This is a genomic window from Amycolatopsis sp. NBC_00438, assembly GCF_036026695.1.
In the GTDB taxonomy this organism is placed as follows: Bacteria; Actinomycetota; Actinomycetes; order Mycobacteriales; family Pseudonocardiaceae; genus Amycolatopsis.
This window is the reverse complement of sequence record NZ_CP107923.1, coordinates 5,217,155-5,244,072: the sequence shown is the minus strand read 5'-3', so window position 1 is coordinate 5,244,072 and position 26,918 is coordinate 5,217,155. Positions and strand designations below refer to the sequence as shown.

Here is a 26,918-nt window from a genome sequence, read left to right as displayed (position 1 = left end):
CTACGAACGGTTCCTGAGAGGCGCCCCAGCTTCATGCAGGTGGGTGAGCGCCTGCCGGTAGGACTCGACCAGGCTCGTCTGCAGGTACGGGATGCCCAGCTCGGCGCAGTAGCCCTCGACGATCGGCTGCGCCTGCCGCAGGTGCCGCGACGGCATGCTCGGGAACAGGTGGTGCTCGATCTGGTAGTTGAGGCCGCCGAGGGCGACGTCGACGACCGCGCCGCCGCGGACGTTGCGGGAGGTCAGCACCTGCTTGCGCAGGAAGTCGAGCTCCGGGCGGCCGGTGAGCGTCGGCATGCCCTTGTGGTTGGGCGCGAAGATCGATCCCATGTAGACACCCCAGAGTCCTTGGTGGACGGCGAAGAACAGCAACGCCATGCCCGGCGAGAGCACCGTGAGCAACGCGCTGAAGTAGACGGCGAAGTGCGTGGCGAGCAGTGCCGCTTCGACGCCGCGGCGGCGCAGGCCCGGCTTGCGCACCGCGCGGATGCCGGACCAGTGCAGGTTCAGCCCTTCGAGGGTGAGCAGCGGGAAGAACAGGAACGCCTGGTGGCGCCCGATGAACGCGGGCACACCACGGGCCGCGCGGGCCTGGTCCTTCGACCACACCAGGATGTCCGGGTCGACGTCCGGGTCGAGCTCCTCGTGGTTCGGGTTGGCGTGGTGGCGGGTGTGCTTGTCCATCCACCAGCCGTAGCTCATGCCGACGCCGAGGTTGCCCGCGATCATCCCGGCGACCTCGGTCGGCCGCCGGCGCCGGAACACCTGCTTGTGCGCGAGATCGTGCGACAGCAAAGCGATCTGGCCGAACATCACCGCCTGGAACGCGGCGACGGCCAGCTGCCACCACGAGTTCCCGAGGAAGGCGAAGGCGACCCAGCCGGCGGCGAACAGCGTGGTCACGACGGCGATCCGGGCGGTGTAGTACCCGGGACGGCGCCGCATCAGGCCGGCGGCGGAGATGCGGTGGCTCAGCCGGGCGAAGTCGCTGCCGGTGTGCACGAGGTTGTCTGTGGTCACGTCCCCGAGTCTTCGCGCGGACGCCACCGGGCGGAATCCTGTGCGCCGGTGCGAACTTCGGGGGGCCAGCCCTACCGGACGGCCTGGTATGCGCGGATCCCGCGTGACTCGCGGGGCATCACGGTGACCGCCGGGGCATCTCGCGTGATTGGAAGGTCGACTCGCATACCTGGGGGCGTGTCTGGAAGGGGCGGGCGCGCCGGGGGCGGCGTAGCCGATGTCGGCTACGCCGCCCGAAGGGGCGTCACAGGCTGCTGGCGGTGATGTCGCCTGCGGCGGTCGTGGCCTGGATGATCAGGTCGGGCTCGCCGGTGTTCTTGAGCGAGTTGTGGATCCGGCCGTAGGTGGTGCCGGCGTCCAGGGACGCGGAGACGCCGGCGGCGGCGCCGACCGTGACGTCGCCGGCCTGGGTGGTCAGCACGACCTTGCCGCGCACGGCTTCGGCGATCCGGATGTCGCCCTTGCCGGTGCTGATCCCGGCGTCGCCGGTGAGGCGGCCGACCGTGACGTTCCCGGCGTGCGTGGTGAGGTGGACGCTCGCGGCCTCGTCGAGCTTGACGACACCCTCCGCGCCGTCGAAGGTGACGGCGCCGAGGCGCCCGACGCCCCGCAGTTCGGCGCTGGCCGCCTTCGTCTCGACGCGGGACCCGGCGGGCAGCTGGACCGTCACCTCGACGGAACCGGAGCTGCCGAGGATCTGGTGCTTCGCCGTGGCCTGGATCCGCAGGACGCCGTCGTGGTACTCGACCGTGGTCTGCTCCGCCACCTTCACGTCGCGGCTCTTCGACGCGTCGGCGGGCAGTACCTCGACTGTCGTGTCGGCCCGGTCGGCGGCGATGAACCGGACGAGGCCGGCGGGGATGTCGAGGACGGTGGTGATCGGGGCGGTGGTGGTGAACTTCCGCATCGTGCTCAGCTCCTGTGGCTTGTTGTTTCTGATGGTGGAAACGCTACGTTGCGTTCACGGATCGGGCAACAATGTTGTTGCGAAAGATGTGCATAAGCCCAGTTCAAAGGCGTGTAATTGTTGCAACGAGCGAGAATCTAATGCAACAGGGGCCACCAGTTCGTTGCAATGATATGAACGTGAACGCTATGCTGGCGGCGAAGACGGACGAAGGAGATCGCGATGCCCGGAGGCAGGCTCACCCAGCAGGAACGGCAGCGGATCGCGCTGGGCCTGGCCGACGACCTCGCGTACGCGGAGATCGCCCGGCGCCTCGACCGCCCCACCTCGACGATCACGCGGGAGGTGCTGCGCAACGGCGGCCCGGCCGGCTACCGCGCCGACCTGGCCCACCACGCCACCGAACGTCGCGCCCACCGGCGCAAGCAGGCGGGCGCCCCCCGGGGGCCGCAGGCGCGCCCGCAGGCCGACGGGCGTGACGCCGACGCCGTGCGCGAGTACGAGGACACACTCACGACGTACCTCATGCAGTCGGGCCTGCCCAAGATGACGGCCAGGACGCTGACCTGCCTCTACACCACGGACGCGGGGAGCCTCACGGCCGCCGAGATCGTCCGGCACCTGCAGGTCAGCCCGGCGTCCGTCTCGAAAGCGGTCGCGTTCCTCGAAAGCCAGGGCCTCATCCGCCGGGAACGCGACGAAGGCCGCCGCGAGCGCTACATCGTCGACGACGACGTCTGGTACCAGTCGATGCTCGCCACCGCCCGGTCCAACGCGCTGTTCGCCGCGACCGCGCGGCAGGGTGTCACCGTTCTCGGCGCCGGCAGCCCGGCCGCCGTGCGCCTCGAGAACATCGCCCGCTTCGTGGACTTCGTCGGCGAGAACATCACCCGCGCCGCCGAACAGGCCCGCGAAATCCTCTACACGAAGCCTTAGTTCGGGCGCACGCGCGGCAAGTGGTGGTGCGGCGCGCCGAACAGCAGGGACGACGAGTGCGCGCGCTTGAAGTAGCGGTGCGCCGGGTGCTCCCAGGTGATCGCGATGCCGCCGTGCAGCTGGATCATCTCCGCCGCGACCTCGGACAGCACCTCGGAACAGTGCACCTTGGCGACCGCGGGCAGGTCCGCGTAGGCCGCCGAGCGAGCCGTCTCGACCAGGACGTGCAGGTCCGCCATGCGGTGCTTGAGCGCCTGGAAACTCCCGATCGGGCGGCCGAACTGGTGGCGCTGCTTCGTGTATTCGACGGTCAGCTCGAGGGCTCGCGCCGCCGCACCGGTCTGCTCGGCGGCGAGGAGCAGGCACGCGAAGTCCCGGACCGGGCCCGGGTCCAGGGGGCCGAGCCGGCGCGCGGGCGCGTGGTCGAACGTGACGGTGGCGAACCGCCGGGTCTCGTCGAGTGCCGGGACGTGCTCGCGGACCGCGTCGGCGGGGTCCACTTCGTACAGTCCGTCTTCCGTGGCGGCCAGGAGGATCGACGCGGTGTCGCCGTCCAGGACGTAGTGCGCGCGACCGTCCACAGTCGACAAATCACCCCGGCAGACGGCGGTGTCCCAACGGCCGTCCTCGCCGGTCCAGGCCAGCGCGGCGACAGCGCCCTCGGCGAGCCGGGGGAGCAGGTGGTCGTCACCCGTGGCGAGCACGGCCTGCGTCGCGACGGCCGAGCCGAGGAACGGGACGTCGGACAGCACCCGCCCGAGTTCTTCGGCGACGATCCGGAGTTCGGTGAGGCCCGCGCCGAGCCCGCCGTGCTCCTCGGGGATGGCCAGCGCGGGGACGCCGATCTCGACGAGCGCCGGCCACGGCGTGGCTTCCCGCTCCAGGAGTTTCCGGACGGTGACGCGGAGTTCGTCCTGTTCGGGCGTCATCCGACGGCCGCCAGGATGCGCCGCCGGTGCACCGCGCCGGTGCCCCAGGCCGTGGTCAGGGCCCGGACCCGCAGCAGCCGCCGGCCGAGCGGGTGCTCGGCGGTGTAGCCGATCGCGCCGTGCACCTGCAGTCCGGTGCGGGCCGCGAGCAGCGCCGCGTCGCCGCACGCCACCTTCGCGGCCGAGACGTCGGCGGGGGACAGGGTCACGGCCGCGCCGTACAGCAGCGGCCGCGCCAGCTCCAGTGCCGTGATGACGTCGGCGAGGAGGTGCTTGACCGCCTGGTACTTCCCGATCTCGCGCCCGTACTGCCGGCGCTGCCCGGCGTAGTCGACCGACGTCGAGAGCAGCCAGTTCCCGGCGCCGAGCAGCTGGGCCGCGGTCGCGAGGACGCCGAGGTCGAACGCGCGCGCCGGGTCCAGCGCGGGGCCGAGGTCGTCGCCGGGGACGGCCTCGAACAACCGCCGGGACGGGTCCACCGAGGACAGTTCACGCCCCGGGGTGAAGGTCTTGAGCCGATCGCCGTCCACCAGGACACGCAGGTCCGCGGTGTCGGCGTCGAGCGCGTAGGGGACGTGCGGTGCGAAGACCACCGAGGCCCGGGTCTCGCCGGAGGCCACCGACGTGAGCACCGGGTCGTCGAGGAGCGCGGGCAGCACGGCGACCGTGTCGGTCCACGGTCCCGGGACGCCGTGGTGGCCCAGCGCCTCGAACGCGACCACGAGATCGACCGGCGACGCGTCGAGGCCGTCGTGCTTCTCAGCGATGCCGAGCGCGGTGACGCCTAGCTCGGCGAGCTTCGGCCAGTCGACCGAAGTGGACAACAGGTCGTGCAGGGAGCCGGCGAACGCCGTCTGCTCGGCGGTCAATCCGAACCTCATCGGTCCTCCCGGGGCAGGCCGAGCAGGCGTTCGGCGACGATCGTGCGCTGGATCTGGTCGGTGCCGCCGTAGATCGGCCCGGCCAGCGAGAACAGCCAGCCGTCGCTCCAGCGGCCGCGCAGCTCGGCGTCCGGGCCCAGCAGGTCGAGCGCCGTCTCGTGCAGCTCGACGTCCAGGTGCGACCAGAAGAGCTTGTTGACGCTCGACTCCGGCCCGAGCTGCCCGCCTTCGGCGAGCTTCGTGACCGTGCCGAACGTGTAGAGCTGGTACGCGCGGGCGCCGATCCACGCGTCGGCGACCCGGTCCGCGGTGGCTTCGGGCCGGCCCGCGTCGGACCACAACGCCGTCAGCCGGCCGGCGGCCGCGAGGAACCGGCCGGGGCTGCGCAGCGACAGCCCGCGCTCGTTGTTGGCCGTGGTCATCGCGACCTTCCAGCCGGCGCCGGGCTCGCCGATGACGTCGGCGTCCGGCACGAAGACGTCGTCGAAGAAGATCTCGGCGAACCCCGGCTCGCCGTCGAGCTGCGGGATCGGCCGCACGGTGACGCCGTCGGCGCGCAGGTCCGCCATCAGGTAGGTCAGGCCGCGGTGCCGTTCGGCTTCGGGATCGCTGCGGAACAGGCCGAACGCGCGATCGGCGTAGGCCGCTCGCGAACTCCACGTCTTCTGTCCGTTGAGGACCCAGCCACCGTCCACCCGCGACGCCGTGCTGCGCAGCGCGGCGATGTCGCTGCCCGCCTCCGGCTCGGACCAGGCCTGCGCCCACACCTCTTCGGAGCGGGCCATCTTCGGCAGGATCCGGGCCAGCTGCTCGTCGGTTCCGTGCGAAAAGAGCGTCGGCGCCAGCATGAAGATGCCGTTCTGGTTGACCCGCAACGGCGCGCCGGCCGCGTAGTACTCCTCCTCGAACAGCACCCATTCCAGGAGGCTCGCGTCGCGGCCGCCGTACTCGGCCGGCCAGGAGACGACCGACCAGCGCGCGTCGGCCAGCCCGGCCTCCCACTCGCGGTGGGCGGCGAACCCGTCCGGCGTGTCGAACGACGGGAGGGGCTCGGCGGGGACGTGCGACGCCAGCCATGCGCGGGCTTCGTCGCGGAACGCTTCGGCTTCGGGGGAGAGGTCGAGGTCCATCAGCGATCCCGCATGGACCGGGCGTCCAACCCCGCCAGGGAGTCGCCGGCGGTCTCGGCGTTGTGCGCGTGCGCGAAGTGGTGCAGGCCGAACACACTGTCCATTCCGGACCGCAGGCCCATCTGGTCCTCGGCCTGGTTCACGGCCTTCTTGGCCAGCGCGAGCCCGAACCGGGGCATCTCGGCGATCTTCGTGGCCAGCGCCATCGTCTCGGTTTCGAGGTCCGAGCGCGGGACGACCCGGTTCAGCATGCCCCAGTCGAGGGCCTGCTGGGCCGTGAAGCGCTCGCCGGTGAACAGGACTTCCTTGGCCCGGCGCGGCCCGAGCACCCACGGGTGCGCGAAGTACTCGACGCCGGGGATCCCCATGCGCACCACGGGATCGGCGAAGAAGGCGTCGTCGGAGGCGACGATCAGGTCGCACACCCAGGCCAGCATGAGCGCCCCGGCGATGCACGCGCCCTGGACGGACGCGATCGTCGGCTTCGGGATCTCCCGCCAGCGGCGGCACATCCCCAAGTACACTTCGGACTCCCGCGCGAACCGCTGGTCGCCGCCCGCCGCGTCGACGTGGTCCCACCACATCACGGCCTTGCGCTCGAACGAGACGTCGGCGTCGCGGCCCGGCGAGCCGATGTCGTGCCCGGCCGAGAAGTGCTTGCCCGCGCCCGCCAGCACGATCACCTTCACCTCGGCGTCGTCGACGGCCAGGGTGAACGCGGCGTCGAGCGCGTAGGTCATCGCCGAGTTCTGCGCGTTGCGGTACTCGGGCCGGTTCAGGGTGACGACCGCGACCGGCCCGCGCACCTCGTACGTGACCTCCTCGCCGATGTCGCTCATGCTTCCTCCCGCAGAACTCGTTTCAGCACCTTGCCCGACGGCGTGCGCGGCAGCTCGTCCCGGAACTCGACGTGCCGGGGCCGCTTGTAGTTCGCCAGGTTGGCCTTGCAGTGGTTCAGGACGTCCTCAGTGGACAGAGTGACACCCGGCCGCAGCTGGACGTAGGCCTTGCCGACCTCGCCGTAGACCGGGTCCGGCACGCCGACGACGACGGCCTCGGCCACGCCGTCCAGCCAGCCGAGTGCCTGCTCGACCTCGGCCGGGTAGACGTTGAAGCCGCCGCAGATGTACATGTCCTTGATCCGGTCGACAATCCGCAGGTGCCCGGATTCGGTGAGCACGCCGACGTCGCCGGTGTGCAGCCAGCCGCCGGTGTCGATCGCCTCGGCGGTGGCGGCCGGGTCGTCGAGGTACCCGAGCATCACGTTCGGGCCGCGCAGCAGCACCTCGTCGCGGTCGCCGAGGCGGACCTCGAACCCGGCGGCAGGCCGGCCGACGGTCCGCGCGATGAGCTCGGGCGGGTCGGTGCGCAGCGACATCGTGGCCACGACGGCCTCGGTCAGCCCGTACGCGGTGAGCACCAGATCGAAGCCCAGCTCCGCCTGCATCCGCTCCACGAGCGCCACCGGGACGGTCGCCGCGCCGGTGACGGCCAGCCGGAGCGTCGACAGGTCGTACGCGGGCCGGTCGGGGGCGTCGAGGAGGACCTGGAAGATCGTCGGGGCGCCCGGCAGCACGGAGATCCGCTCGTCCCGGATCAGCCGGAGGGTCTCGGCGACGGCGAAGGTGCGCTGCGGCACGAGCGTCGTGCCGTGCAGGGTGGCGGCCAGGATCCCGGCCTTGTAGCCGAAACTGTGGAAGAACGGGTTGATCACCAGGTAGCGGTCGTGCTCGGCCAGCTCGCCGCAGTCCGCCCAGGCGGCGGCGACGCCGAGAGCTTGCCGGTGCGACGACATCGCGCCCTTGCTGCGGCCGGTCGTCCCCGAGGTGAAGAGGATGTCGCTGACGTCGTCCGGCTGCGCGGGGCTCGTGAACGTGTCGTCGAAGCCGTCGAGCGCGTCCCATTCGGTGACGCCGTCGACCGGGTCTTCCGGGCCCTCGACGGGGATCCGCAGGACCGTGGGCGGCCGTTCGGTCAGGGCCGCGAGCCGGTCCGTGCCGAGGAACGTCCCGGTGATGGCGAGGGCGGAGACCGTCGCGCGGGTCAGGATGTCGGTGGTTTCCCGGGCGGTGAACCGGGTGCTGATCGGCACCAGCGTCGCGCCCGCGTAGTGCGCTCCGAGCGCCGCGACCGGCCAGTGCCACGTGTTGGGCGCGCAGACCGCGACGCGGTCACCCGGCCCGATCCCCGCGGCGGCGTAGAAGTTCGCGCACCGCCGCACCCGGGAAGCCAGCTCCGGCCAGGTCAGCCGGACGTCGCCGTCCACGAGTGCTTCACGGGCGGGGAACCGCTCCGCCGCGGCGTCGAGCGCCGCCGGGACGGTCTCCGTCATCACGGCCTCCCTAGCAAGTGCTTGGTAGGGTAGCCTACGCAGGAGCCCCGCTTTTGGCCAGAGGAGGTGCCGGTGCCCGACCAGGACTTCCGTGACGAAGTAAGGACCTGGCTGGCCGAACACCTGCGTGGTGACTTCGCGAAGCTGCGCCGCCGCGGCGGTCCCGGCCGCGAACACGAGGCGTTCGAGGAGCGGCTGGCGTGGGAACGCGAACTCGCCACGGGGGGCTGGAACTGCGTCGGCTGGCCCGTCGAGCACGGCGGCCGCGGCGCCACCCTCGAACAGCAGGTCGTCTTCCACGAGGAGTACGCCCTCTCCGACGCCCCGGCCAAGGTCGGGCACTTCGGCCAGGAACTCCTGGGCCCGACGCTCATCGCGTTCGGCACGCCGGAGCAGCAGCGCCGGTTCCTGCCGCCGATCGTCGCCGCGGAAGAACTGTGGTGCCAGGGGTACTCCGAACCCGGCGCCGGCTCGGACCTCGCCGCCGTCTCGACGTCGGCACGGCTCGACGGCGACGAGTGGGTGATCACCGGGCAGAAGGTCTGGACGTCGCTCGCACAGCACGCGGACTGGTGTTTTGTCGTCGCCCGCACCGAACCCGGCTCGAAACGCCATAAGGGACTGTCCTACCTTCTCGTCCCGATGCGACAGTCCGGAGTGGACGTTCGCCCGATCGTCCAGCTGACCGGCACGGCGGAGTTCAACGAGGTCTTCTTCGACGGCGCCCGCACGCACCGCGACCTGGCCGTGGGGGAGCCGGGTGACGGCTGGCGCGTCGCGATGGGCACCCTGGCCTTCGAGCGCGGCGTCGCCACCCTCGGCCAGCAGGTCGGCTTCCGGCGCGAGCTGGCGGCGTTGACCGAGCTCGCGAAAAACAGCGGCGCCCTCGACGACCCGGTGCTCGCCGAGCGCGTCGACCGGGCCTGGCTCGGCCTGGAAGTCATGCGGGCGCACGCGATCCGCACGCTCGGCGACACCGGCCCCGGCACGGCGTCGGTCGCGAAGCTCGTCTGGGCGAACTGGCACCGCACCCTCGGCGAGCTGGCCATGGCGATCCGCGGCGCGGCCGGGATGCTCACCCCGGGCGGCCTCGACGACTGGCAGCGGCTGTACCTGTTCACCCGCGCCGACACGATCTACGGCGGCTCCGACGAGATCCAGCGCAACATCATCGCCGAGCGCGTGCTCGGCCTGCCCCGGGAGGCCCGTCCGTGATCACCGTGCCGAAGTACCCCGAGGGCGCGAACCTGCTGCGGGACAAGGTGGTCGTCGTGACCGCCGCGGCCGGCACCGGGATCGGCTCCGCCACGGCGAAACGCGCGCTCGAGGAGGGCGCGAAGGTCGTCGTCAGCGACTGGCACGAACGCCGGCTCGGCGAGAAGGCCGCGGAGCTGGCGGACCTCGGCGACGTCCACGCGATCCCCTGTGACGTCACGAAGGAAGACCACGTGCAGGCCCTCATCGACGGCAGCGTCGAGCACTTCGGCCGGATCGACGTCGTGGTCAACAACGCCGGGCTCGGCGGCACGAAGTCCCTGGTGGACATGACCGACGAGGAGTGGACGCGGGTCCTCGACGTCACCCTCAACGGCACCTTCCGCGCCACCCGCGCGGCCCTGCGCCGGTTCGCGGAGCAGGGTGACGGCGGCGCGATCGTCAACAACGCGTCCGTGCTCGGCTGGCGGGCCCAGGGCGGCCAGGCGCACTACGCCGCGGCCAAGGCGGGCGTGATGGCCCTGACGCGGTGCGCGGCCGTCGACGCCGCGCCGCTCGGCGTCCGGATCAACGCCGTCGCGCCCAGCCTGGCGATGCACGCGTTCCTGGCCAAGGTGACCAGCGACGAACTGCTCGAAGAACTGACCGCCCGCGAGGTTTCGGGGAGGGCGGCGCAGCCGTGGGAAGTGGCGAATGTGATCGTGTTCCTCGCCAGTGAGTACGCGTCGTACCTCACCGGCGAGGTCGTGTCCGTGAGTTCGCAACATGCGTGAGGTGCCCCGATGAGCCCCCAAAAGAGCTCTCAGAAGAACAGCCGGCGTGCGGAGCTGCTGGACCTGGCCGCGCGGCTGTTCGCCGAGCGCGGGTACGTGTCCACCACCGTGCGGGACATCGCCGACGCCGCCGGCATCCTGTCCGGCAGTCTGTACCACCACTTCGACTCCAAGGAGTCGATGGCCGACGAGATCCTCACCGGCTTCCTCGACGAGCTGTTCGGCTCCTACGCGGAGATCGTCGCCCGGGGCCTGGGGCCGCGTGAGACCCTCGAAGCGGTCGTCGTGGCGTCGTTCGACTCGATCCACCGGCGCCCGGCGCAGGTCGCGATCTACCAGAACGAGGCCAAGCACCTCATGCAGCTGCCGCGCTTCGCCTACCTCAACGACCGCAACGCCGAGTTCCGCAAGCTGTGGAACGGCATCCTCACCGACGGCGTCGCGGACGGTGTGTTCCGCGCGGACCTCGACGTCGAGCTGACCTACCGGTTCATCCGCGACACGGTGTGGGTGGCCGTGCGCTGGTACAACCCCGACGGCGCGCTCACCGCGCAGGACGTCGCGGAGCAGTACCTCGGGATCCTGCTGGACGGCATCGCAAAGGGGAGACGACGTGGCTGAGGCGTATGTCCTGGACGCGGTCCGGACGCCGGTGGGCAAGCGCGGGGGAGCGCTGAGCACGGTCCACCCGGCCGACCTGGGCGCGCACGTGATCCGCGCGGTCGTCGAGCGCACGGGCGTCGACCCGGAGCTGGTGGAGGACGTCATCTTCGGCTGCGTCGACACGCTGGGCCCGCAGGCGGGCAACGTCGCGCGGACGTCGTGGCTCGCGGCCGGCTACCCGCAGCACGTGCCCGGGGTGACCGTCGACCGGCAGTGCGGTTCGAGCCAGCAGGCCGTGCACTTCGCCGCGCAGGCGGTGCTGAGCGGCACGGCGGACCTCGTGCTGGCGGGCGGCGTGCAGAACATGAGCGCGGTCCCGATCGGCGCCGCGATGCTCGCCGGGCGCGAATACGGGTTCGAGGATCCGTTTTCCGGTTCGAAGGGCTGGCAGGAACGCTTCGGCGCGAGTGAGGTGTCGCAGTTCCGCAGCGCGGACATGATCGCCGGGCACTGGGACATTTCCCGCGTCGCGATGGAGGAATTCGCGCTGCGGAGTCACCAGCTCGCGGCGGCGGCGTCCGACGGCGGATTGTTCGACGACGAAATAGCGCCCTACGGAGAATTCGGCAAGGACGAAGGACCGCGCCGCGACACTTCCCTGGAACGGATGGCGGGCTTGAAGCCGCTGTCCCCGGAATCGCGCATCACGGCGGCGGTGGCGAGCCAGATCTCGGACGGCGCGAGCGCGACGCTGATCGCGTCGGAGTCATTCGTGCGAGAGCACGGGTTGACGCCGATGGCCCGCATCCACCACCTCTCGGTCCGCGCGGCGGACCCGGTCTGGATGCTCACCGGCCCGATCCCGGCGACCGCGCACGCGTTGCGTCGCACCGGGTTGACGATCGGTGACATCGATCTTTTCGAAGTGAACGAGGCGTTCGCCAGCGTGGTCCTGGCGTGGCTCGACGAGACGGGCGCCGACCCGTCCCGGGTGAACGTCAACGGCGGCGCGATCGCCTTGGGGCACCCGATCGGCGCGTCGGGCACGAAGCTGTTCGCGACGCTGCTCCACGAACTGAAGCGCCGCGGCGGCCGCTACGGGCTGCAGACGATGTGCGAAGGCGGCGGCACGGCCAACGTGACCATCGTCGAAAACCTGACCTGACGCGGCACAGCGAAGGCCGGTTCGAGGGTTCCCGTTCCCTCGAACCGGCCCTGGCCGGTGCAACCCCGATTGTGCACTCAGTCCCCGTGAAGGCCTTCCCGTCGGCATACCCTTCCGGCGGGAAGACCTTCACGAGGCACACGCCCCGGCAGCGGACCGCCGTGGCGCACGACCCCGGACCCCCGTCCGGCGAGCCGGAAGAAGGCCATCTCGAGGGGTGTCGGGTTCCCTCGGGATGGCCCTCTTCTGGCCCGCCGGACGCTCGGCCCGAGTCCGGGCGCGAGGCGGGCAGGGGGACGTTGTGGGGGCCGGTCACCACCACCACCCAGCCGCGGAGGGTGTGTGGTGACCGGCCGAGGGGCGAGGGCCGCCGCGCGCAGCCTCGCCCCCGTCTTGGTTACCTCCCCATCGGGATGGCCATCGTCGGCAGCGACTGCGCGGGGAACGCCGTGGTGACTCCCGCCGGGACGACCGGCAGGGACTGCGCGGCGAACGCGGTGGTCGGGATGTTGTTCGCGAACTCGCTCTCGAACTCGCGTTCGAAGGCCTGGGCGTCGAAGCCGCTCTCGAACTCCGGCGGCACCTCGGCTGCCAGCGCCGCGATCGACGGCTCGACGACCGGGACTTCGGCCACCGCGGGAGCGGGCTCCGGCTCCGGGATGTAGTCCGGGGCAGGCAGCCGGCGGTCCAGCTCGGCCATCCAGTCCAGCATCGCCCGCGGCTTGTCCCAGGACGAGACGCCGACCAGCCGGCCGTCGCGGATGAAGCCGGTGATCCCGTCCGCCAGGGTCACGGTGTCTTCGGCCAGCGAAGGCATGCCGCACATCTGCAGCCGCGTGTCGTACAGCGTCGACCAGGCCCGGGGGAGCGGGGTGAACGGCTTGGCGCTCGACTGGCCCAGCAGCAGGTTGTCCGCCGCGTGCCGGGCCGACTCGACGGCGTTGATCCAGTGCTCGACCCGCCGCGGGGTCTCGTCGAAGCGCAGGTTCGGCCAGCGCGCGATGTCGCCGGCGATGACGACGTCGGAGGCGCCCTCGGCGAACAGCTTCGCGTCGCACAGCACGCCGTCGCTGATGTCGAGGCCGGAGCCGCGCATCCAGTCGACCGACGGGACACTGCCGATGGCGAGCACGACGACGCTGGCGACCAGCAGCTGGTTGTTCGTCAGGTGCAGCCCGACGGTGTCCTTCGTGCTGATCCAGTGCCGCACTTCGCTCTTCATCGCCAGGTTCGCGCGGTGCTCGTGGTGCGCCTCGACGATGCCGCTGGAGACGCGGTCGCCGAAGCGGTGCAGCGGCGCCTTCGCGTGGCCGACCAGGGTGACGTCCCGGCCGATGTGCCGCATGCTCGCGGCGAACTCGTTGCCGATCAGGCCGGCGCCGATCACGACGGCCGGCTTCTTGCTGGCGTTGAGGCAGCGCCGCACCGCCATCGAGTCCTCGACCGTGCGCAGGATCCGCACGCGCGGGTCGTGCCGCGGCGCTCCGGGCAGGTGCCGCGGGTAGACGCCGGTCGCGGCGATCAGGCCGTCGTACCAGAGGGATTCGCCGCCGGGCAGGTGCACGACCCGCTCGGTGGTGTCGAGGTGCGTGACCCGCGCGCCGAGGCGCCAGTGCACGTCCAGGTCCGGCAGGTAGTGCGAAAGGCCCACGTCGCTGGGCCGTTCGGTCCCCATCACGAGTGCCTTGGAGACCATCGGCCGGTGGTAGGGGCGCCGGGCCTCGTCGCCGATGAGCACGATCTCGCCGTCGAAGTTCTGTTCCCGCAGTCGTTCCGCGGCGCGCAACCCTGCGACACCCGCGCCGACGATGACGATCCGGTCGCCGTCAGCCATCGAGGTCCCCTCTCATCACGACCGCCTGCATCGGGCAGCAGCGAGCGGCCATCTTCGCCTGTTCCATGGTGGTTTCGTCCAGCAGCCGCGTGCGGAAGCGCAGGCGGCCGTCCTGGCCGAGGTCGAACACGTCCGGCGCCTCCATGGCGCAGATGCCGTAGAGCTCGCACCGGTCGTTGTCGACGCTGATCCGGGGCCCGCTACCGGGCAAACGGAGCGGCATGTCAAGCCACCTGCTCTTCCACGAGTCCGATGCGTTCGAGGGTGCGGGCCGGCAGGAACCGCAGCAGCGACACCGTCGCGGCCGGGATGAGCAGCGTGATGCCGCCCAGCCAGACCACCGCGAGGTGACCGTTGGCGATCGAGCCGAACCAGGCGTGCAACGCGGTCAGCGCGACGGCCGGGTAGGCGCAGCGGTGCAACCACAGCCAGCGGCGGTAGGCGGTGAACCGCTGCAGGCCCGCGGTGAGCGCGATGGCCACCATGACCTCGAAGCCGACGATGCCGATGCTGTGACGCACCTCTTGGCCGGACAGGAACGGGAGGAACAGGTACTGCAGGCTGTACGGCTGGATCGTCAGGTAGAAGAAGCCCAGCGCGTGGATGCCGCCGAAGATGATCGTGCCGGTCGCGAGCACCATGTGCGAGCTGCGCAGCGCCTTGCGGCCGGTGACCGAGCGCACCCAGCCCGTGGCGGTGAGCACCCCCCAGGTGAGGGTCAGCATCATCGCCGCGTAGGACGCCCGCGCCGCGAACGCCGCGAGGCCGCGCGCCGCCGGGTCGGTCTTCGGCTGGAACTGCTGGGTGATCAGGAGCGTCGCGTCGTGCCAGGTCTCAACCATGACTGCCCCCGGCACGGACCGCTGCGGTGGGGCGGGACGAGGTCCGGGCGCGGCTGCGGTTGCCCTTGATCTGGCGCAGCACGTAGAACAGGCCACCCCCGACCAGCAGGAACAGCGCCACCACGACGGCGATCTGGGACGGGTCGAGGCCGAGCGGGGCCCCGGCGGGCGCCGCGGTGGTGGAGACCGCGGGCTCGGGGAGCGCCGTGTAGTCGACCATCCCGGTGCTCTCGAGCATCGTCATGTGCCGCATCACGGCCTGATTGCCGACGGTCGCGAACGCCCGCACGTCGTCGTTGCGGGTACCGGCCCGCAGCTGCGCGAGGATGGCGAAGACCTGGCCGTGCGCCGCGCGCAGCCGGTTGGCGAAGACGCGGTCGAACGCCGGCCCGGGGGCCGCGTTCATCTCTTCGAGGAGCCAGCCGCGCTGTTCGTCGGAGGGCTGGTCGGGCACCGGCGAGTTCAGTTTCGCCGAGAGCGCGCGGGTCGCGACGTCGAGCCGGCCGTGATCCATCATGATCGCGAAGCCGACTTCCTTGACCAGCGGGCTGCCCTTCTGCATGGCCATCATGCCCGACGGCATCTCCCACAGACCGGCCTGGCGGACCTTGGTCAGCAGCACCGCGTCGGTGGCCGAGACCGCGGTGGTCTGGGCGGTCGAAGCCGTGCCCGGCGTGAGCAGCGTCAGCACCGCGACGACCACGAACAGGATCCGGACCAGCGGCCGGGAGCGTTCGACGGCGGACGGCGGGTCGAGCTCCAGCACGGTCAGCTCAGACGCCGAACGCATTTTGTCTCCACTCGTCCTGGGTCATCGTGATCTTCTTGCCGTCCGGCGCGATCGGGTACCACGCCTGGTCGGCGCCCTGGCCCGCGGTGTCGGCCGGCTCCGTGTCACCGGTGAAGTGGTAGAGCGGCCAGCCGCCGAGAGTGGCCTGCTGGGTGCCGTCGTCGCGGGTGAGCTGCCCGATCAGCGACGGGTCGACGCCGATCGGCGCCAGATTGCCGCCGGCGCTGACCGGGATCCACTTGGTGGCGCACGCGCCGACGCAGTTCGACCGGGACGGGTCGCTCGTGTCCCGGTCGTAGCGGTAGATGGTGAAGCCGGTCCCGTCGACGAGCATCGGCCCGAGGTCGAACGCCTTCGCCGCGCGGAGCTGGCTCTTCGCGGGGTCGTTCGGGTCGGCCGTGATCGGCTGGGGCATGGCGAGGGTCATCTGGCCCGGTTGCTGGGCGGGCATCTGCATGCCGCCACCTGCGGCGTAACCACCTGAGGTGGTCGCGGCGCCGGCGGTGCAGGCGGTGAGCAGAGCGAGTGCGGTGAGGCACACGGCGGCGGGGACCACCGGTCGGGGAATGCGGATCACTGCTCCTCCGTGGGGCATGACTACGCGCTGTTGCCGGGGGTGCAACGGAAAAGCGCGCGAAAGATCCACTGTGGACGACTGGTCCGGGGTGGAGGTGGAGCGTTGCGGGGGACAACGCCTTGTCGGGGGTCTTCGGTAGGGGATACGGACACGGTCCGGAAACGGTTCAAAAAACTTTCGGGCTCAGTTGGGACTGGACTCCGGGCCTCCGGGGCACCAGGATGTCCCGCGTGGGACGGCACACTCGAGCGCTGAGACCCGTCGAAGATCCGGAAGACGTCGTTGTCGAGTCGAACGACGCCTCCGATGATCTGGCGAAGGCGCTCTACCAGGAGTTCGGTGGGTCCCTCATGGCGTTCGCACTCCGGCTGACCGGCCACGACCGGCAGTGGGCCGAAGACGTCGTGCAGGAGACCCTGATCAAGGCGTGGCGGAACGCGGACAAACTCGACCGCCGGCCGGAGATGCTGCGCGCGTGGTTGTTCACGGTCGCCCGGCGGATCGTCATCGACGGCTGGCGCAGCCGCAGTGTCCGTCCCCAGGAGCTCGAAGAGATCGAATCCGACGCGATCACGGTGTCCGACGAGTCGGACCGCACGCTCGCCGCGATGATCGTCTACGAAGCGCTGCAGGGCCTTTCGCCCGAGCAGCGGGAGGCCATCCAGCAGACCTACCTGCGCGATCGCACCGTGAACGAGGTCGCGGCCACCCTCGGCGTGCCCCCGGGCACCATCAAGTCCCGCATCCACCACGCCGTCCGCGCCCTGCGCCGAGCCCTGCGCGAGCGGGGGTGAGCTGAGGTTGGCCGGGTCCGCACACACCGACGTCGCCGCGTACGTGCTCGGCGTGCTCAGTGAGGCCGAGAGCAATCAGTTCGAAGCCCACCTGATGAACTGCCCGAACTGCCAGCTCGACCTGATCGAGCTGTACCAGCTGCCGGACGTGCTCGACCTCGTCAAGCGCAGCTGGCCCGAGCCCCCGATGCCCGCGCCCGGCCCGCGGACCCTCGCCCCCGGGCCCCGCGTGCTGCGCGGCCTGATGGAAGAGGCGTCCGTCAAACGCCGGCGGCGCAAGCGGCTCGGCATCATCGCCGGGACCGCGGCCGCCGCGCTCGTCGTCGCCGGCCCGCTCGTGACGCTCGCCGTCCGGCCCGCCGACGCCGTCCCGCCCGCCTCCCTGTCCGCGCCGAGCAGCAAGCAGGCGTCCGCGGTGACGAGCGTCCCCGCGACGTCCACCGCGCCGCCGTCCGCGTCGACGAGCCGGCCGCCCGGTGGCGGCCAGACCTACGGCCGCGGCAGCGGCGGGTCCGCCGTCACCGCGCTCGTCACCGTCCTGCCCGTCGAGTGGGGCAGCCGGGTCGAGCTCGAGCTGCGCGGGATCGTCGGGCCGCTCAACTGCCAGCTGGTCGCCATCTCCGCCTCGGGCGAGGAACGCGTCGTCACCGGCTGGTCCGTGCCGCCGAAGGGCTTCGGCATCCCCGGCTCACCCGAACCTCTACGGCTGCAGGGGTCCACGTTCATGGCGATGGACCAGATCGGCCGGTTCGAGGTCCGTGGCGAGGACGGCACCGTTCTCGTCATGGTGCAACGTTAAATCATTTTTCCCGCCGATCCCCGGTGACCTGGGTGAACGCTGTCCGGTTGCACGATGTTAGATAACGAACAGATAACGGACCGGTCGCTTTTGAACCTCTCCCGTCCAGCGTCCGTATCCCCCAATGCATCCCCCGATGCACTCGGAAGACCCCCGAACCGGAACCAAGTGGCACCGGGCAGCGACGCCGGAACGCACGGCGGCAGGCCCCGGTAAGCACTTCCCCCGGGTTCCGCACCAATAACGACGCAATTATCGGTAGTTCTTGCCCGGGCTGCCGCGCTGTTCGGCGCGCCCGGAAAAACGAACGAGGTGAACTAGTCCATGCCCCGGAATTCTCGGTCCCCCGTGACGGGCAAGCATCGTGTTGCCCGCCGAACCAAGATCGCGATGGGCGCGCTCGGCCTGGCGATCGCCGTCGGCGCACTCGCCGTCGCGGTCTCGACGGGCCGCACGGGCGAGGCCAGTGCGGACCCCGCCGACCCGTCGTTCTTCATCGACATCAACAAGGTCCCCGCCGGCAACAACGTCAACGCGGCCTTGCAGAAGAAGGGTGCCAAGGGTTCCTTCACCGTCGACTGCGGAACGAACGCCGACGGCGCCCACCACAACCCGGACAACTTCATCGCCCAGCCCGGGATCAAGAACGGTGCCCAGCACCTGCACGACTACGTCGGCAACGTGACCACCGACGCCGACTCGAGCCTCAAGAGTCTCCTCGCCGGCGACACCACCTGCAAGAACGGTGACCAGTCCGCCTACTTCTGGCCGGTCATCCGCATCGACCGCGAGGACGACGCGGCGAACGCGAGCGAGAACCAGCAGGCCCAGCAGTCGCAGCAGGGCAAGACCGGCGACGTCCAGCAGGACCAGAGCGCGGCGGACGCCCAGGCCGCGGACGCGGCCGGACAGGGCCAGGACGCGCAGGACCAGGCGGCTCAGGATCAGAACGCCCAGGACCAGAATGCGCAGGACGGCCAGGCCACTGAGGACTCCGGCGCCCCGGACACGGCGACGCAGGACCAGAACGGCCAGCAGAAGAAAAAGAACACCGGTGGCGGCGCGACGCGCGGCGACCAGAACGCCCAGCAGCAGGACGGTCAGAACCAGCAGGACCAGCAGCAGGCCCAGGACCGCCGTCGTGGCGGCCAGAACCAGGGCGGCGGCAAGAACGGCGGCCAGAACAACGGCGGTCAGAACGGTGGCCAGAACGGCGGCCAGAACCAGAGCAGCAGTGCCGCGGCACCGCCGTCCGAGGTACTGGGCGGCCCCGAAGGCGCGAACGAAGAGGTCGGCGACAACGACGGCGAGATCGTCGAGCCCGAGTCCGCGACCCTGAAGTTCATCGGCGGTGGCGCGCAGAACGTCGTCGCGATGCCGCTCGGCCTGCGGGTCCTCTACGGTGACGCCAAGCAGAGCACCAACGGCCCGGCCAACGCCCGGCCGAGCTGGACCTGCACCGGGTTCGAGGACCGGCTGACCGACCTCTACCCGATCTGCCCGGCGGGCAGCAAGGTGGAGCGGATCCACGCCTTCCCGAACTGCTGGGACGGCAAGAACACCGACAGTGCGAACCACCGCACCCACATCGTGTTCTCCGACCAGGCCGGCAAGTGCCCGCAGGGCTTCAAGAACGTGCCCCAGCTGCAGGTGACGCTGGTCTACAACGTCCCGCAGGACGTCCAGCAGAAGGGCCAGTACAAAGTGGACGCGTTCGCCCAGGAGAAGCACAACCCGCGCTCCGACCACGACGACTTCGCCAACGTGATGAGCAAGAAGATCATGAGCCGCGTCGTCAGCTGCGTCAACTTCGGCAAGACCTGCAAGGAATAACGGCTCCACCTTCGCAACCGGCCACCTTCCAGGAAGGGTGAACGTCATGAACCGTGCTCGCCCGGTCGCTGCCGCTCTGCTCGCCGTCACCGGCCTCGCGCTGGTCACGGCCTGCGGGTCCAACCCGTACGCCACGTCCGGCGCGGTCCAGCCCGTCGCCCTCGGCGTACAGCAGCAGCAACCGGCGAGCACGGTTCCGGCCGGTGCCGGGCGGACCCAGCTCGTCTCGTCCACAGTGGAGGGTCTCGGCACGGTCCTGGCCGACGCCGAAGGCCACACCCTCTACCGGTACGCGAAAGACAGTGCCAAGCCCCCGAAGGCCACGTGCGCCGGCGCGTGCGCGGAAACGTGGCCCCCGCTGGTCTCCGACGCCCCGGTGCTCGCCGCCGGGGTGGACGCGCAGCTCATCGGCGAGGTCACGAGGCCGGACGGGCAGCGGCAGGTGACCGTCGGCGGCCGGCCGGTCTACCGGTACGCCAAGGACACCGGCCGGGGCATCGCGCTCGGCCAGAACGTCAGCGCGGACTGGGCGGCGATCACGCCGGCGGGGGAGAAGGCGGTGGCCGGCCGGGACAGTGGCGGTGCCTCGGCCACCGAGCCCTCCGAGCCCGTCGGACCCGCCGAGCCGAAGACGATCGGCACCACCGACGTCGGCGGTCTCGGCCCGGTGCTCACCGACCAGGCCGGTGACACGCTCTACCTCTTCACCAAGGACGGCAAGGACTCCGGAACGTCCACTTGCGACGGCGCGTGCGCGAAGACGTGGCCGCCGGTGCGGGTGGACGGCCGGATCACCGTCGCCGAGAGCGTCGACACAGGCCTCATCGGCCGGATCCGGCGCTCGGACGGCACCATGCAGGTGACCGTCGGCGGCTGGCCGGTCTACAGCTACAGCAAGGACGACGCGCCCGGCGAAGCCAACGGGCACGGCGTCGGGAACACCTGGTACGCCGTGGAACCCAGCGGCTGCAAGGTCGACCCGGCCCGCAGACCCGAAGCCCGGCAGGCAGTCGCGACGTCCTCCTCATCCGGCGGGTACTGACCCGCCCCACGATCCCCGGCCCGGCGAACACTTCCCTCCACCTCACCCCCCCCCGTTCGCCGGGCCGGTTGCAGTACCCGGGACCACGGTCCCGGTCGTGAATTCCGGCCCGGTGGGCGTTTTCCCTCCACCTCACCCCTTTGCCCACCAGGCCGGTGCGTGAATGCGAGACCCGGTCCGGCGGACGCTTCCCCTCCACCTCACCCCCCCCAGTCCGCCGGGCCGGTCAGCACCACCCCGAAGTACGCGGGACCACGGTCCCGCCCCCGAGCCCCGGCCGGGTGGACGACTTCCCTCCACCTCACCCCCTCGTCCACCGGGCCGGGATTCCGTTCCCCACAACGATCCCCCGCGGATCAGACGAAGGAGGACAAGGCGGGCGCAGACCCCCGCCCCTCGAGTTCCGGCCCGGCGAGCACTTCCCTCCACCTCACCCCCCTCGCCCGCCGGCCCGGAACTCCTTCACCCACCCCCCAATCACGCGAGTCGACCCCTCAATCACGCGAGTTGACCTTCCAGTCACGCGAGATGCCTCTCCAGACACACGAGATTCCCCTCTGGACACGCGACTTACGTCCTCCATCACGTGAGTCACGTCCCCAGTGACGCGAGATCCGCTTCCGGTCCCGCGAGTCCGGGTCCGAGCTTCCACGCTCCGCCCGGATCCCGGCCCGGCGACCGCCCCCTCGGTCGCGGGCCCCGAAGTCCCCGGTCCGGTGGATGCTTCCCTCCACCTCACCCCCCTCATCCTCCGGACCGGCTCAGCTGCGGTCCCCGTGCTCCGGTACGGGGACCGCGGCCCAGAAGTCCAGCGGGACCCGGCCGACGCCCCGGCCGGTGGAGTCCAGCAGCCGGCCCATCAGCTTGACGCTCCGCAGTGTGACGGCCCGGCCGGCGATCTCCAGCCACGGCAGCTTCGCGGCCATCAGCCCCTCCAGCGCCACCGTGTCGTGCTGCGTCGGCAGCCACACCACCAGCATCAGGTTCGTCTCGCCGGACAGCGCCGCGCACATCCGGACCTCCGGCAGCATGGCGAGCGACCGCGCCGTCGTCTCCAGCTTGTCCGGCGGTACCCGCAGCCACAGCGTCACGGTGACCGGCGCGGGCGACGCCGACCGCGCGATCTCGCACCGCACGCGGATCGCGCCGCGGGCCAGCAGCGCGTCGAGCCGGCGCCGCACGGTCGTCGCGCCGACGCCGAGTTCGGCCGCCAGTGCCGCCGCCGACACCCGCGCGTCGACGCCGAGCGCCAGGATCAGGGCCCGGTCGGCGTCGTCGAACCGCAGCGGGGCGCGGTGCCGCACCGGTTTCGGCGTCAGCGCTTCCCGTTGCCCGGGCGAGATCGCCCGCACCCGCCAGCGGCTGCCCTCGGTGAACATCCGCGGCGACAGCACCGTCCGCACACGCGCCACCCCGGGCACCGCCGCCACCCGGTCCAGCACGTGCGCGCCCAGCTCCCGCAGCGTCGGCGCGACGACGTGGACGAGCAGATCGCAGGGCCCGGCCAGGCACTCGACCGTGACGACGTGGACGTCCGAGGCCAGTTCCGCGGCGACGCGCACAGCCGCGCCGGGCGCGCAGTCGATCGCGACGAACGCCAACGCGAGCTGCGCGGTGAGCTCGCCGCCCGCGTACGCCGTGAGCCACGCGTCGCCGCGCCCGACGAGACCGTCCCACCGCCGGGCGGCGGTCACCGCGCCCAGCCCGAGCGCCTTTCCGAGCGTCGACCAGGACGCCCGCGGTGCCGCCTGCAGCGCGTCGACCAGTTTGAGGTCCTGCTCGTCCAACATGGCGGATTCTTCGCTCATCAGCCCTCGAAACGGTGGTTCCGTCGGTTTTTCCCAGCCATTGTGCTCGACTCTCGCATGATCGGCGGATGACCCTGCGCTCCGACGCCGCCGTCCTGCTCGACGATCTGGTCGCCCTGCGCCGTGACCTGCACCGCATCCCCGAGATCGGCCTGCACCTACCGCGCACGCAGGACCGCGTCCTCGCCGCGCTCGACGGCCTCGGCCTCGAACTCACCCTCGGCGAGAAGCTCTCGTCGATCACCGGAGTCCTGCGCGGCGGCAAGCCCGGTGGCACCGTCCTCCTGCGCGGCGACATGGACGCGCTCCCGGTCACCGAAGCCACCGGCGAGGAGTTCACCTCGACCCTCGACGGCGCCATGCACGCCTGCGGCCACGACCTCCACACGGCCGGCCTGGTCGGCGCGGCCCGGCTCCTTGCCGCCCGCAAAGCCGACCTGCCCGGCGACGTCGTGTTCATGTTCCAGCCCGGCGAAGAAGGCTGGGACGGCGCCGGCCACATGATCGACGAAGGTGTCCTGACGGCGTCCGGCAAGCACGTCGACGCCGCGTACGGCCTGCACGTCTCGGCCGCGAGCTACGCGAAGGGCCAGTTCACCGCCCGCCCCGGCACGCTCATGGCGGCCTCCGGCGCGCTCGCCGTCCGGGTCCGCGGCGAGGGCGGCCACGGCTCGTCACCGCACGACGCGCGCGACCCGATCCCGGCCGCCTGCGAGATGGTGACCGCGTTGCAGACGATGGTGACGCGCGGCTTCGACGTCTTCGACCCGGTCGTCGTCACCGTCGGGATGTTCCACGCCGGCACCCGGCGCAACATCATCCCGGACGACGCGGTGTTCGAGGCGACGCTGCGGTCCTTCTCGCCGGAGACGGCGGCGCGCGTCGGCGACCGCGCCGTCCAGGTCTGCCAGGGCATCGCCGCCGCGCACGGCCTCGACATCGATGTCACCTTCGAACCCGAGTACCCGGCGACGGTCAACGACGCCGGCGCGTACGACTTCGTCGCGAACACGATCCGCGACGTCTTCGGCGAGGAGCGGTTCACCGAGATGGCCGAACCGATCACCGGGTCGGAGGACTTCTCCCGCGTCCTCGAGCGCGTGCCCGGCGCCTACCTGTTCCTCGGCGCGTGCCCGACGGACCCGGCGACCGCGCCGGACAACCACTCGCCCCGCGCGAGGTTCGACGACAGCGTGCTCGGCGACGGCGCCGCGCTGCTGGCCGAGCTCGCGATCCGCCGGCTCGCGCTCCTGGCCGGGTGACGCCGTGCGCAGCTACCACTGGCCGCCGCTGCTCCCGGTGCTGGCGCTCGTCCTGATGCCGTTCCTGCCGTTCGTCAACACGACCGGGCTGTGGCTCGGGCTGCCGCGGATGGTGGTGTGGGGCGCGTTCTGGTGCCTGATGTTCACCCCGGCGCTGCTGCTGTCCGAACGCCTGCTGCGCGCGGCGGGGGAGGAGGACGACGCGTGATCCTCACCTTCACCCTGGTGGGCATCGTCCTGATCGGCGTGCTCGGCTTCGTCGGCCGCCGCAGACCCGTCGCCGACCTGGCGGAGTGGACCGTCGGCGGCCGCCGGTTCGGCGCCATGACCATGTGGTTCCTGCAGGAGGGGGAGGTGTTCACCACCTTCACCTTCCTCGGCATGGCCGGGCTCGCGTTCTCCGGCGGTGTCGCCGCGATGTACGCGCTGCCGTACGTGCCGATCGCCTACGTCGTGCTGTTCTTCCTGGCCGAACGCCTGTGGACGATGGGGAAGGACCGCGGTTACCTCACCCAGGGCGACTTCCTCGAGGACCGGTTCTCCAGCCGGACGCTCGGCACGCTGTCCGCCGTGCTGGGCGTGCTCTTCGTGCTGCCCTACCTGCAGTTGCAGATCACCGGGCTCGGCCTGATCGTCCGGCTGGTCACCGGCGACAGCGCGTCGGGCACGCTCAGCATGGTGACCGGCAGCGTGCTGATCGTCGCGTTCGTGCTGTGGGCCGGGCTGCGCGGCGTCGCGGCGACGTCCTACTTCAAGGACGGCATCATGCTCGTCGCGCTGGTGGTGCTGATCATCGCCGTGCCGACGCACTTCGCGGGCGGGGTCGGGGGCGTGTTCCGCAAGATCGAGCAGCTGCACCCCGAGAAGCTGATCGTCCACAGTGGAGCGAACGATCACGTCTGGTTCGTCACGAGCATGCTGGTCAGCGCCATCGGCGTCGGTCTGATGACGCTGCCGCATTCGTGGCCGGCGCTGATGTCGGCGCGCGACCCGAAGGTGCTGCGGCGCAACTACGCCTGGATGCCGGTGTACGAGCTGTGCCTGCTGCTGCCGATGATCATCGGGTTCGCCGCGATCCTCGTGGTGCCCAAGGACAGCGCCTCTCACAAAGCAGACCCGAACGGCGTATTGCTGACGCTGTCGAAGGATGCCTTGCCGGGCTGGGTGACCGGCGTTGTCGTGGTCGCCGCGACGGCCACCGCGATGGTCCCGGCGGCCGGGATCCTGATCGGCATCTCGTCGCTGGTGGCGCGCAACGTAGTCCGCGTGCGCAGCGGCCGCAAGCAGTTCTGGATCAATCACGGGGCGGTTGTGCTCGCGAGTACTCTTGCGCTCGTGCTCGGCATCTTCCGGCCGGATCTGCTGGCCAACCTGCTGCTGCTCACCTATTCGGGGTCGGTCCAGCTGGCCCCGGCCAATCTGCTGGGCTTCCTCCGGCGCGTGCCGGTCGGCAAGGGACCGGTGCTCGCCGGGCTGGTCGCCGGCGAGCTCGTCGTCATCTGGCTGACCTTTGTGGACACTCACCTGGTCGGCACCGTCAACGTGGGCCTGGTCGGGCTCGGCGCGAACGTCGTCGTCCTCGCCTCGGCCGCACTGGTCCAACGACAGGTTTCTCCCCAGGAGGCGGCGTGACTCGCACGGTGTTCACCGGCGGTTCGGTGTTCGACGGCACCGGCTCGGACCCGGCGGCGGCCGACGTCGTCGTCGAGCACGGCCGGATCGTCGAGGTCGGGACGGACTTGGACGGCGACGAGAGCGTCGACTGCGCCGGCGCGGTGCTGCTGCCAGGGCTGTTCGACTGCCACGTGCACGTCACGGTGTCGGACATCGGGTTGCTGGCGCGGGTGCAGAAGCCGTTTTCCTACCAGTTCTACGAGGCCGCGCGGAACCTGTGGGCGACCCTCGGGCTGGGCATCACGACGGTCCGCGACGCGTCCGGCGCGGACCTCGGCATCAAGCAGGCGGTGGACGACGGCCTGATCCCGGGCCCGCGGCTGCAGATCTCGATCGGGCTGATCAGCCAGACCGGCGGCCACGGCGACGCGTGGAGCCCGTCGGGCATGTGTGTCCCGCTGCTGGTGCCGCACCCGGGCCGCCCGGACGCGAGGGCCGACGGCCCCGACGAGATGCGCCGCGTCGCCCGGACGCTGCTGCGCGCGGGCGCGGACGTGCTGAAGGTGTGCACGACCGGGGGTGTGCTGTCGCCGCGTGACGATCCGCGGCATTCGCAGTTCACGCCGGAAGAGCTGGAGGTCCTGGTCGCCGAGGCGGCGATGCAGGGCCGTCCGGTGATGGCGCACGCCCAGGGCGCGGCGGGCATCAAGAACGCCGTCCGCGCGGGCGTCCGCTCGATCGAGCACGGCATCTACCTCGACGACGAGGCGATCGAGCTGATGCTCGGCCACGGCACGTGGCTGGTCCCGACGCTGATCGCCCCGGTGAACGTGGTCCGCGCGGCCGACGCGGGGGTCGACCTGCCCTCGGCGGTCGTCGCGAAAGCCCGCGAGGTGGTGGAAGCCCACCGCGACTCGGTCCGGCGCGCGTACGCCGCCGGCGTCCGCATCGCGATGGGCACGGACAGCGGCGTCGGCCCGCACGGCACGAACCTCGAGGAACTGGCCCTGATGGCGGCGTGCGGCATGACCCCGGGCGATGTCCTGGAGGCGACGACGTCGTCGGCGGCCCGGCTGATGGGGCTGGACGGCGAGCTGGGCCGCATCGAGCCGGGGCTGCGGGCGGACCTCGTGGTGGTGGCGGGCGACCCGTACGACTTCCCGGGGCTGGCTTCCGCCATCCGCGAGGTCTGGAAGGACGGCACCCGGGTGGTCTAGGAGCTGACCGCGACCAGGACGACGAAGCCGGTGACGGTGACGCCGAGCAGCGGCCAGCCGACGATCGGCTTGACGCCGACCCCGGCGACCAGCAGGCCGAACGCCAGGATCAGGGTGCCGAGGCCCAGCTCGCCGTGCACGTACTGGGCCGCGGTGACGGCGTTCTGCCCACCGCCGAGATCGGCGACGAAGACGTCCCTGATCGTGGCCGGTGTGCGGTCGTAGCGGAATTCCCAGATGAACTGCGCGATCGGCCAGAGCATCGCGACGGCGCTGACGGAATAGCCCGCTACTTTCGCGATCAGGGTCGCGTTGTCGATGTTCCAGTTCAGGCCGACGATTCCGATCAAGGTCAGCGCGATGAGCGAATACAACGTCGGGTGGAAATTCACCGGTCCGGCGAAACCGTTGAAAACGGCGAAGTTCCCGCCCCCGACCCCGCCGCCGAAGTCCTTCAGGCCGGTCAGGACGACGTGCGCCAGCGGGGAACCGGGCGGTGGCTCGTAAGTCGCGCCGTACAAGGACGGCAGGACGAACCCGAGGAAACCGATGACGCTGCCGGCGATGACAAAACCACCGCGGGTCTTGCTTTCCATGTCCGCCCCTTCGCCACCG

At 71.1% G+C, this 26,918-nt stretch carries 27 protein-coding genes; 13 read left to right on the top strand and 14 right to left on the bottom strand.

Going from position 1 to position 26,918, the window contains the following annotated elements:
- Nucleotides 1–1,020 (bottom strand): fatty acid desaturase family protein, encoded by a 1,020-nt coding sequence (locus tag OG494_RS23015; protein ID WP_328442486.1) that lies wholly within the window; start codon nt 1,018–1,020, stop codon nt 1–3.
- Nucleotides 1,021–1,264: 244 nt separating this feature from the next.
- Nucleotides 1,265–1,927 (bottom strand): DUF4097 family beta strand repeat-containing protein, encoded by a 663-nt coding sequence (locus OG494_RS23010; protein ID WP_328442484.1) that lies wholly within the window; start codon nt 1,925–1,927, stop codon nt 1,265–1,267.
- 222 nt (nt 1,928–2,149) lie between these two features.
- On the opposite strand from OG494_RS23010, the gene OG494_RS23005 reads away from it, so the two are divergent.
- Nucleotides 2,150–2,863: a helix-turn-helix domain-containing protein gene (locus OG494_RS23005; RefSeq protein ID WP_328442482.1), complete on the top strand. Its 714-nt coding sequence runs from the start codon at nt 2,150–2,152 to the stop codon at nt 2,861–2,863.
- On the opposite strand, the gene OG494_RS23000 is transcribed toward OG494_RS23005, so the two are convergent.
- From OG494_RS23000 to OG494_RS22980, 5 genes are read right to left on the bottom strand one after another with little or no spacing between them, the layout of a single operon-like run.
- Nucleotides 2,860–3,792, bottom strand: coding sequence for an acyl-CoA dehydrogenase family protein (locus OG494_RS23000; RefSeq protein ID WP_328442479.1), 933 nt, complete (start codon nt 3,790–3,792; stop codon nt 2,860–2,862). The genes OG494_RS23005 and OG494_RS23000 overlap by 4 nt on opposite strands.
- The gene (locus OG494_RS22995; RefSeq protein WP_328442477.1) at nt 3,789–4,673 is read right to left on the bottom strand and encodes an acyl-CoA dehydrogenase family protein; all 885 of its coding nucleotides are present in this window, start codon (nt 4,671–4,673) and stop codon (nt 3,789–3,791) included. Before OG494_RS22995 ends, OG494_RS23000 begins: the two co-directional genes overlap by 4 nt.
- Entirely contained in the window at nt 4,670–5,803 is a 1,134-nt protein-coding gene (locus OG494_RS22990) for an acyl-CoA dehydrogenase family protein (RefSeq protein ID WP_328442475.1), read from the bottom strand. The genes OG494_RS22995 and OG494_RS22990 overlap by 4 nt, the downstream gene beginning before the upstream one ends.
- Complete coding sequence (locus OG494_RS22985) at nt 5,803–6,642, bottom strand: enoyl-CoA hydratase (RefSeq protein ID WP_328442473.1); 840 nt, start codon at nt 6,640–6,642, stop codon at nt 5,803–5,805. Before OG494_RS22985 ends, OG494_RS22990 begins: the two co-directional genes overlap by 1 nt.
- Complete coding sequence (locus tag OG494_RS22980; protein ID WP_328442471.1) at nt 6,639–8,135, bottom strand: FadD3 family acyl-CoA ligase; 1,497 nt, start codon at nt 8,133–8,135, stop codon at nt 6,639–6,641. Before OG494_RS22980 ends, OG494_RS22985 begins: the two co-directional genes overlap by 4 nt.
- 72 nt (nt 8,136–8,207) lie before the next feature.
- Here OG494_RS22980 and OG494_RS22975 point away from each other — a divergent pair, with 72 nt between their 5' ends.
- The 4 genes from OG494_RS22975 to OG494_RS22960 are packed head-to-tail and all read left to right on the top strand — an operon-like array spanning nt 8,208 to nt 11,891.
- Nucleotides 8,208–9,350 carry an acyl-CoA dehydrogenase family protein gene (locus tag OG494_RS22975; protein WP_328442468.1) on the top strand — a complete coding sequence of 381 codons (1,143 nt, stop codon included), beginning with the start codon at nt 8,208–8,210 and terminating at the stop codon, nt 9,348–9,350.
- Complete coding sequence (locus tag OG494_RS22970) at nt 9,347–10,123, top strand: SDR family oxidoreductase (protein ID WP_328442466.1); 777 nt, start codon at nt 9,347–9,349, stop codon at nt 10,121–10,123. The genes OG494_RS22975 and OG494_RS22970 overlap by 4 nt, the downstream gene beginning before the upstream one ends.
- Before the next feature lie 9 nt (nt 10,124–10,132).
- Entirely contained in the window at nt 10,133–10,744 is a 612-nt protein-coding gene (locus OG494_RS22965) for a TetR/AcrR family transcriptional regulator (protein ID WP_328442464.1), read from the top strand.
- Entirely contained in the window at nt 10,737–11,891 is a 1,155-nt protein-coding gene (locus OG494_RS22960) for an acetyl-CoA C-acetyltransferase (RefSeq protein ID WP_328442463.1), read from the top strand. Before OG494_RS22965 ends, OG494_RS22960 begins: the two co-directional genes overlap by 8 nt.
- A gap of 397 nt (nt 11,892–12,288) precedes the next feature.
- Here the strand turns inward: OG494_RS22960 and OG494_RS22955 are convergent, their stop codons facing one another.
- From OG494_RS22955 to OG494_RS22935, 5 genes are read right to left on the bottom strand one after another with little or no spacing between them, the layout of a single operon-like run.
- Complete coding sequence (locus OG494_RS22955) at nt 12,289–13,725, bottom strand: NAD(P)/FAD-dependent oxidoreductase (RefSeq protein ID WP_328442461.1); 1,437 nt, start codon at nt 13,723–13,725, stop codon at nt 12,289–12,291.
- Complete coding sequence (locus OG494_RS22950; protein ID WP_328442459.1) at nt 13,718–13,948, bottom strand: ferredoxin; 231 nt, start codon at nt 13,946–13,948, stop codon at nt 13,718–13,720. Before OG494_RS22950 ends, OG494_RS22955 begins: the two co-directional genes overlap by 8 nt.
- Nucleotide 13,949: 1 nt before the next feature.
- Nucleotides 13,950–14,567 carry a hypothetical protein gene (locus tag OG494_RS22945; protein WP_328442457.1) on the bottom strand — a complete coding sequence of 206 codons (618 nt, stop codon included), beginning with the start codon at nt 14,565–14,567 and terminating at the stop codon, nt 13,950–13,952.
- Nucleotides 14,560–15,357 carry a DUF4142 domain-containing protein gene (locus OG494_RS22940; RefSeq protein ID WP_328442455.1) on the bottom strand — a complete coding sequence of 266 codons (798 nt, stop codon included), beginning with the start codon at nt 15,355–15,357 and terminating at the stop codon, nt 14,560–14,562. The genes OG494_RS22945 and OG494_RS22940 overlap by 8 nt, the downstream gene beginning before the upstream one ends.
- Nucleotides 15,341–15,934: a hypothetical protein gene (locus OG494_RS22935; RefSeq protein WP_328442453.1), complete on the bottom strand. Its 594-nt coding sequence runs from the start codon at nt 15,932–15,934 to the stop codon at nt 15,341–15,343. Before OG494_RS22935 ends, OG494_RS22940 begins: the two co-directional genes overlap by 17 nt.
- A gap of 230 nt (nt 15,935–16,164) precedes the next feature.
- Between OG494_RS22935 and OG494_RS22930 the strand changes: the two genes are divergently transcribed.
- The 4 genes from OG494_RS22930 (at nt 16,165) to OG494_RS22915 (ending at nt 20,402) form a co-directional block, all read left to right on the top strand.
- On the top strand, nt 16,165–16,728 hold the full coding sequence (locus OG494_RS22930) for a sigma-70 family RNA polymerase sigma factor (protein WP_328442451.1): 564 nt from the start codon (nt 16,165–16,167) through the stop codon (nt 16,726–16,728).
- A 7-nt stretch (nt 16,729–16,735) separates the two neighbouring features.
- Nucleotides 16,736–17,527 (top strand): zf-HC2 domain-containing protein, encoded by a 792-nt coding sequence (locus tag OG494_RS22925; protein WP_328442449.1) that lies wholly within the window; start codon nt 16,736–16,738, stop codon nt 17,525–17,527.
- Nucleotides 17,528–17,851: 324 nt separating this feature from the next.
- Nucleotides 17,852–19,360, top strand: a complete 1,509-nt coding sequence (locus OG494_RS22920) for a DUF1996 domain-containing protein (protein ID WP_328442447.1) — start codon at nt 17,852–17,854, stop codon at nt 19,358–19,360.
- A 46-nt stretch (nt 19,361–19,406) separates the two neighbouring features.
- Nucleotides 19,407–20,402 (top strand): SCO0930 family lipoprotein, encoded by a 996-nt coding sequence (locus OG494_RS22915; protein ID WP_328442445.1) that lies wholly within the window; start codon nt 19,407–19,409, stop codon nt 20,400–20,402.
- A gap of 761 nt (nt 20,403–21,163) precedes the next feature.
- Here OG494_RS22915 and OG494_RS22910 read toward each other — a convergent pair.
- Nucleotides 21,164–22,192, bottom strand: a complete 1,029-nt coding sequence (locus tag OG494_RS22910) for an Lrp/AsnC family transcriptional regulator (protein WP_328442443.1) — start codon at nt 22,190–22,192, stop codon at nt 21,164–21,166.
- A gap of 86 nt (nt 22,193–22,278) precedes the next feature.
- Here OG494_RS22910 and OG494_RS22905 point away from each other — a divergent pair, with 86 nt between their 5' ends.
- Genes OG494_RS22905 through OG494_RS22890 form a run of 4 tightly spaced genes read left to right on the top strand, consistent with a single transcriptional unit; the run spans nt 22,279 to nt 26,303 of the window.
- Complete coding sequence (locus OG494_RS22905) at nt 22,279–23,472, top strand: M20 metallopeptidase family protein (protein ID WP_328442441.1); 1,194 nt, start codon at nt 22,279–22,281, stop codon at nt 23,470–23,472.
- Nucleotides 23,473–23,476: 4 nt separating this feature from the next.
- Nucleotides 23,477–23,680 carry a hypothetical protein gene (locus OG494_RS22900; RefSeq protein WP_328442439.1) on the top strand — a complete coding sequence of 68 codons (204 nt, stop codon included), beginning with the start codon at nt 23,477–23,479 and terminating at the stop codon, nt 23,678–23,680.
- Entirely contained in the window at nt 23,677–25,104 is a 1,428-nt protein-coding gene (locus OG494_RS22895) for a sodium:solute symporter family protein (RefSeq protein ID WP_328442437.1), read from the top strand. The genes OG494_RS22900 and OG494_RS22895 overlap by 4 nt, the downstream gene beginning before the upstream one ends.
- The gene (locus tag OG494_RS22890; protein WP_328442435.1) at nt 25,101–26,303 is read left to right on the top strand and encodes a metal-dependent hydrolase family protein; all 1,203 of its coding nucleotides are present in this window, start codon (nt 25,101–25,103) and stop codon (nt 26,301–26,303) included. Before OG494_RS22895 ends, OG494_RS22890 begins: the two co-directional genes overlap by 4 nt.
- Here the strand turns inward: OG494_RS22890 and OG494_RS22885 are convergent.
- The gene (locus OG494_RS22885) at nt 26,300–26,899 is read right to left on the bottom strand and encodes a hypothetical protein (protein ID WP_328442433.1); all 600 of its coding nucleotides are present in this window, start codon (nt 26,897–26,899) and stop codon (nt 26,300–26,302) included. The genes OG494_RS22890 and OG494_RS22885 overlap by 4 nt on opposite strands.
- Nucleotides 26,900–26,918 lie beyond the last annotated feature (19 nt).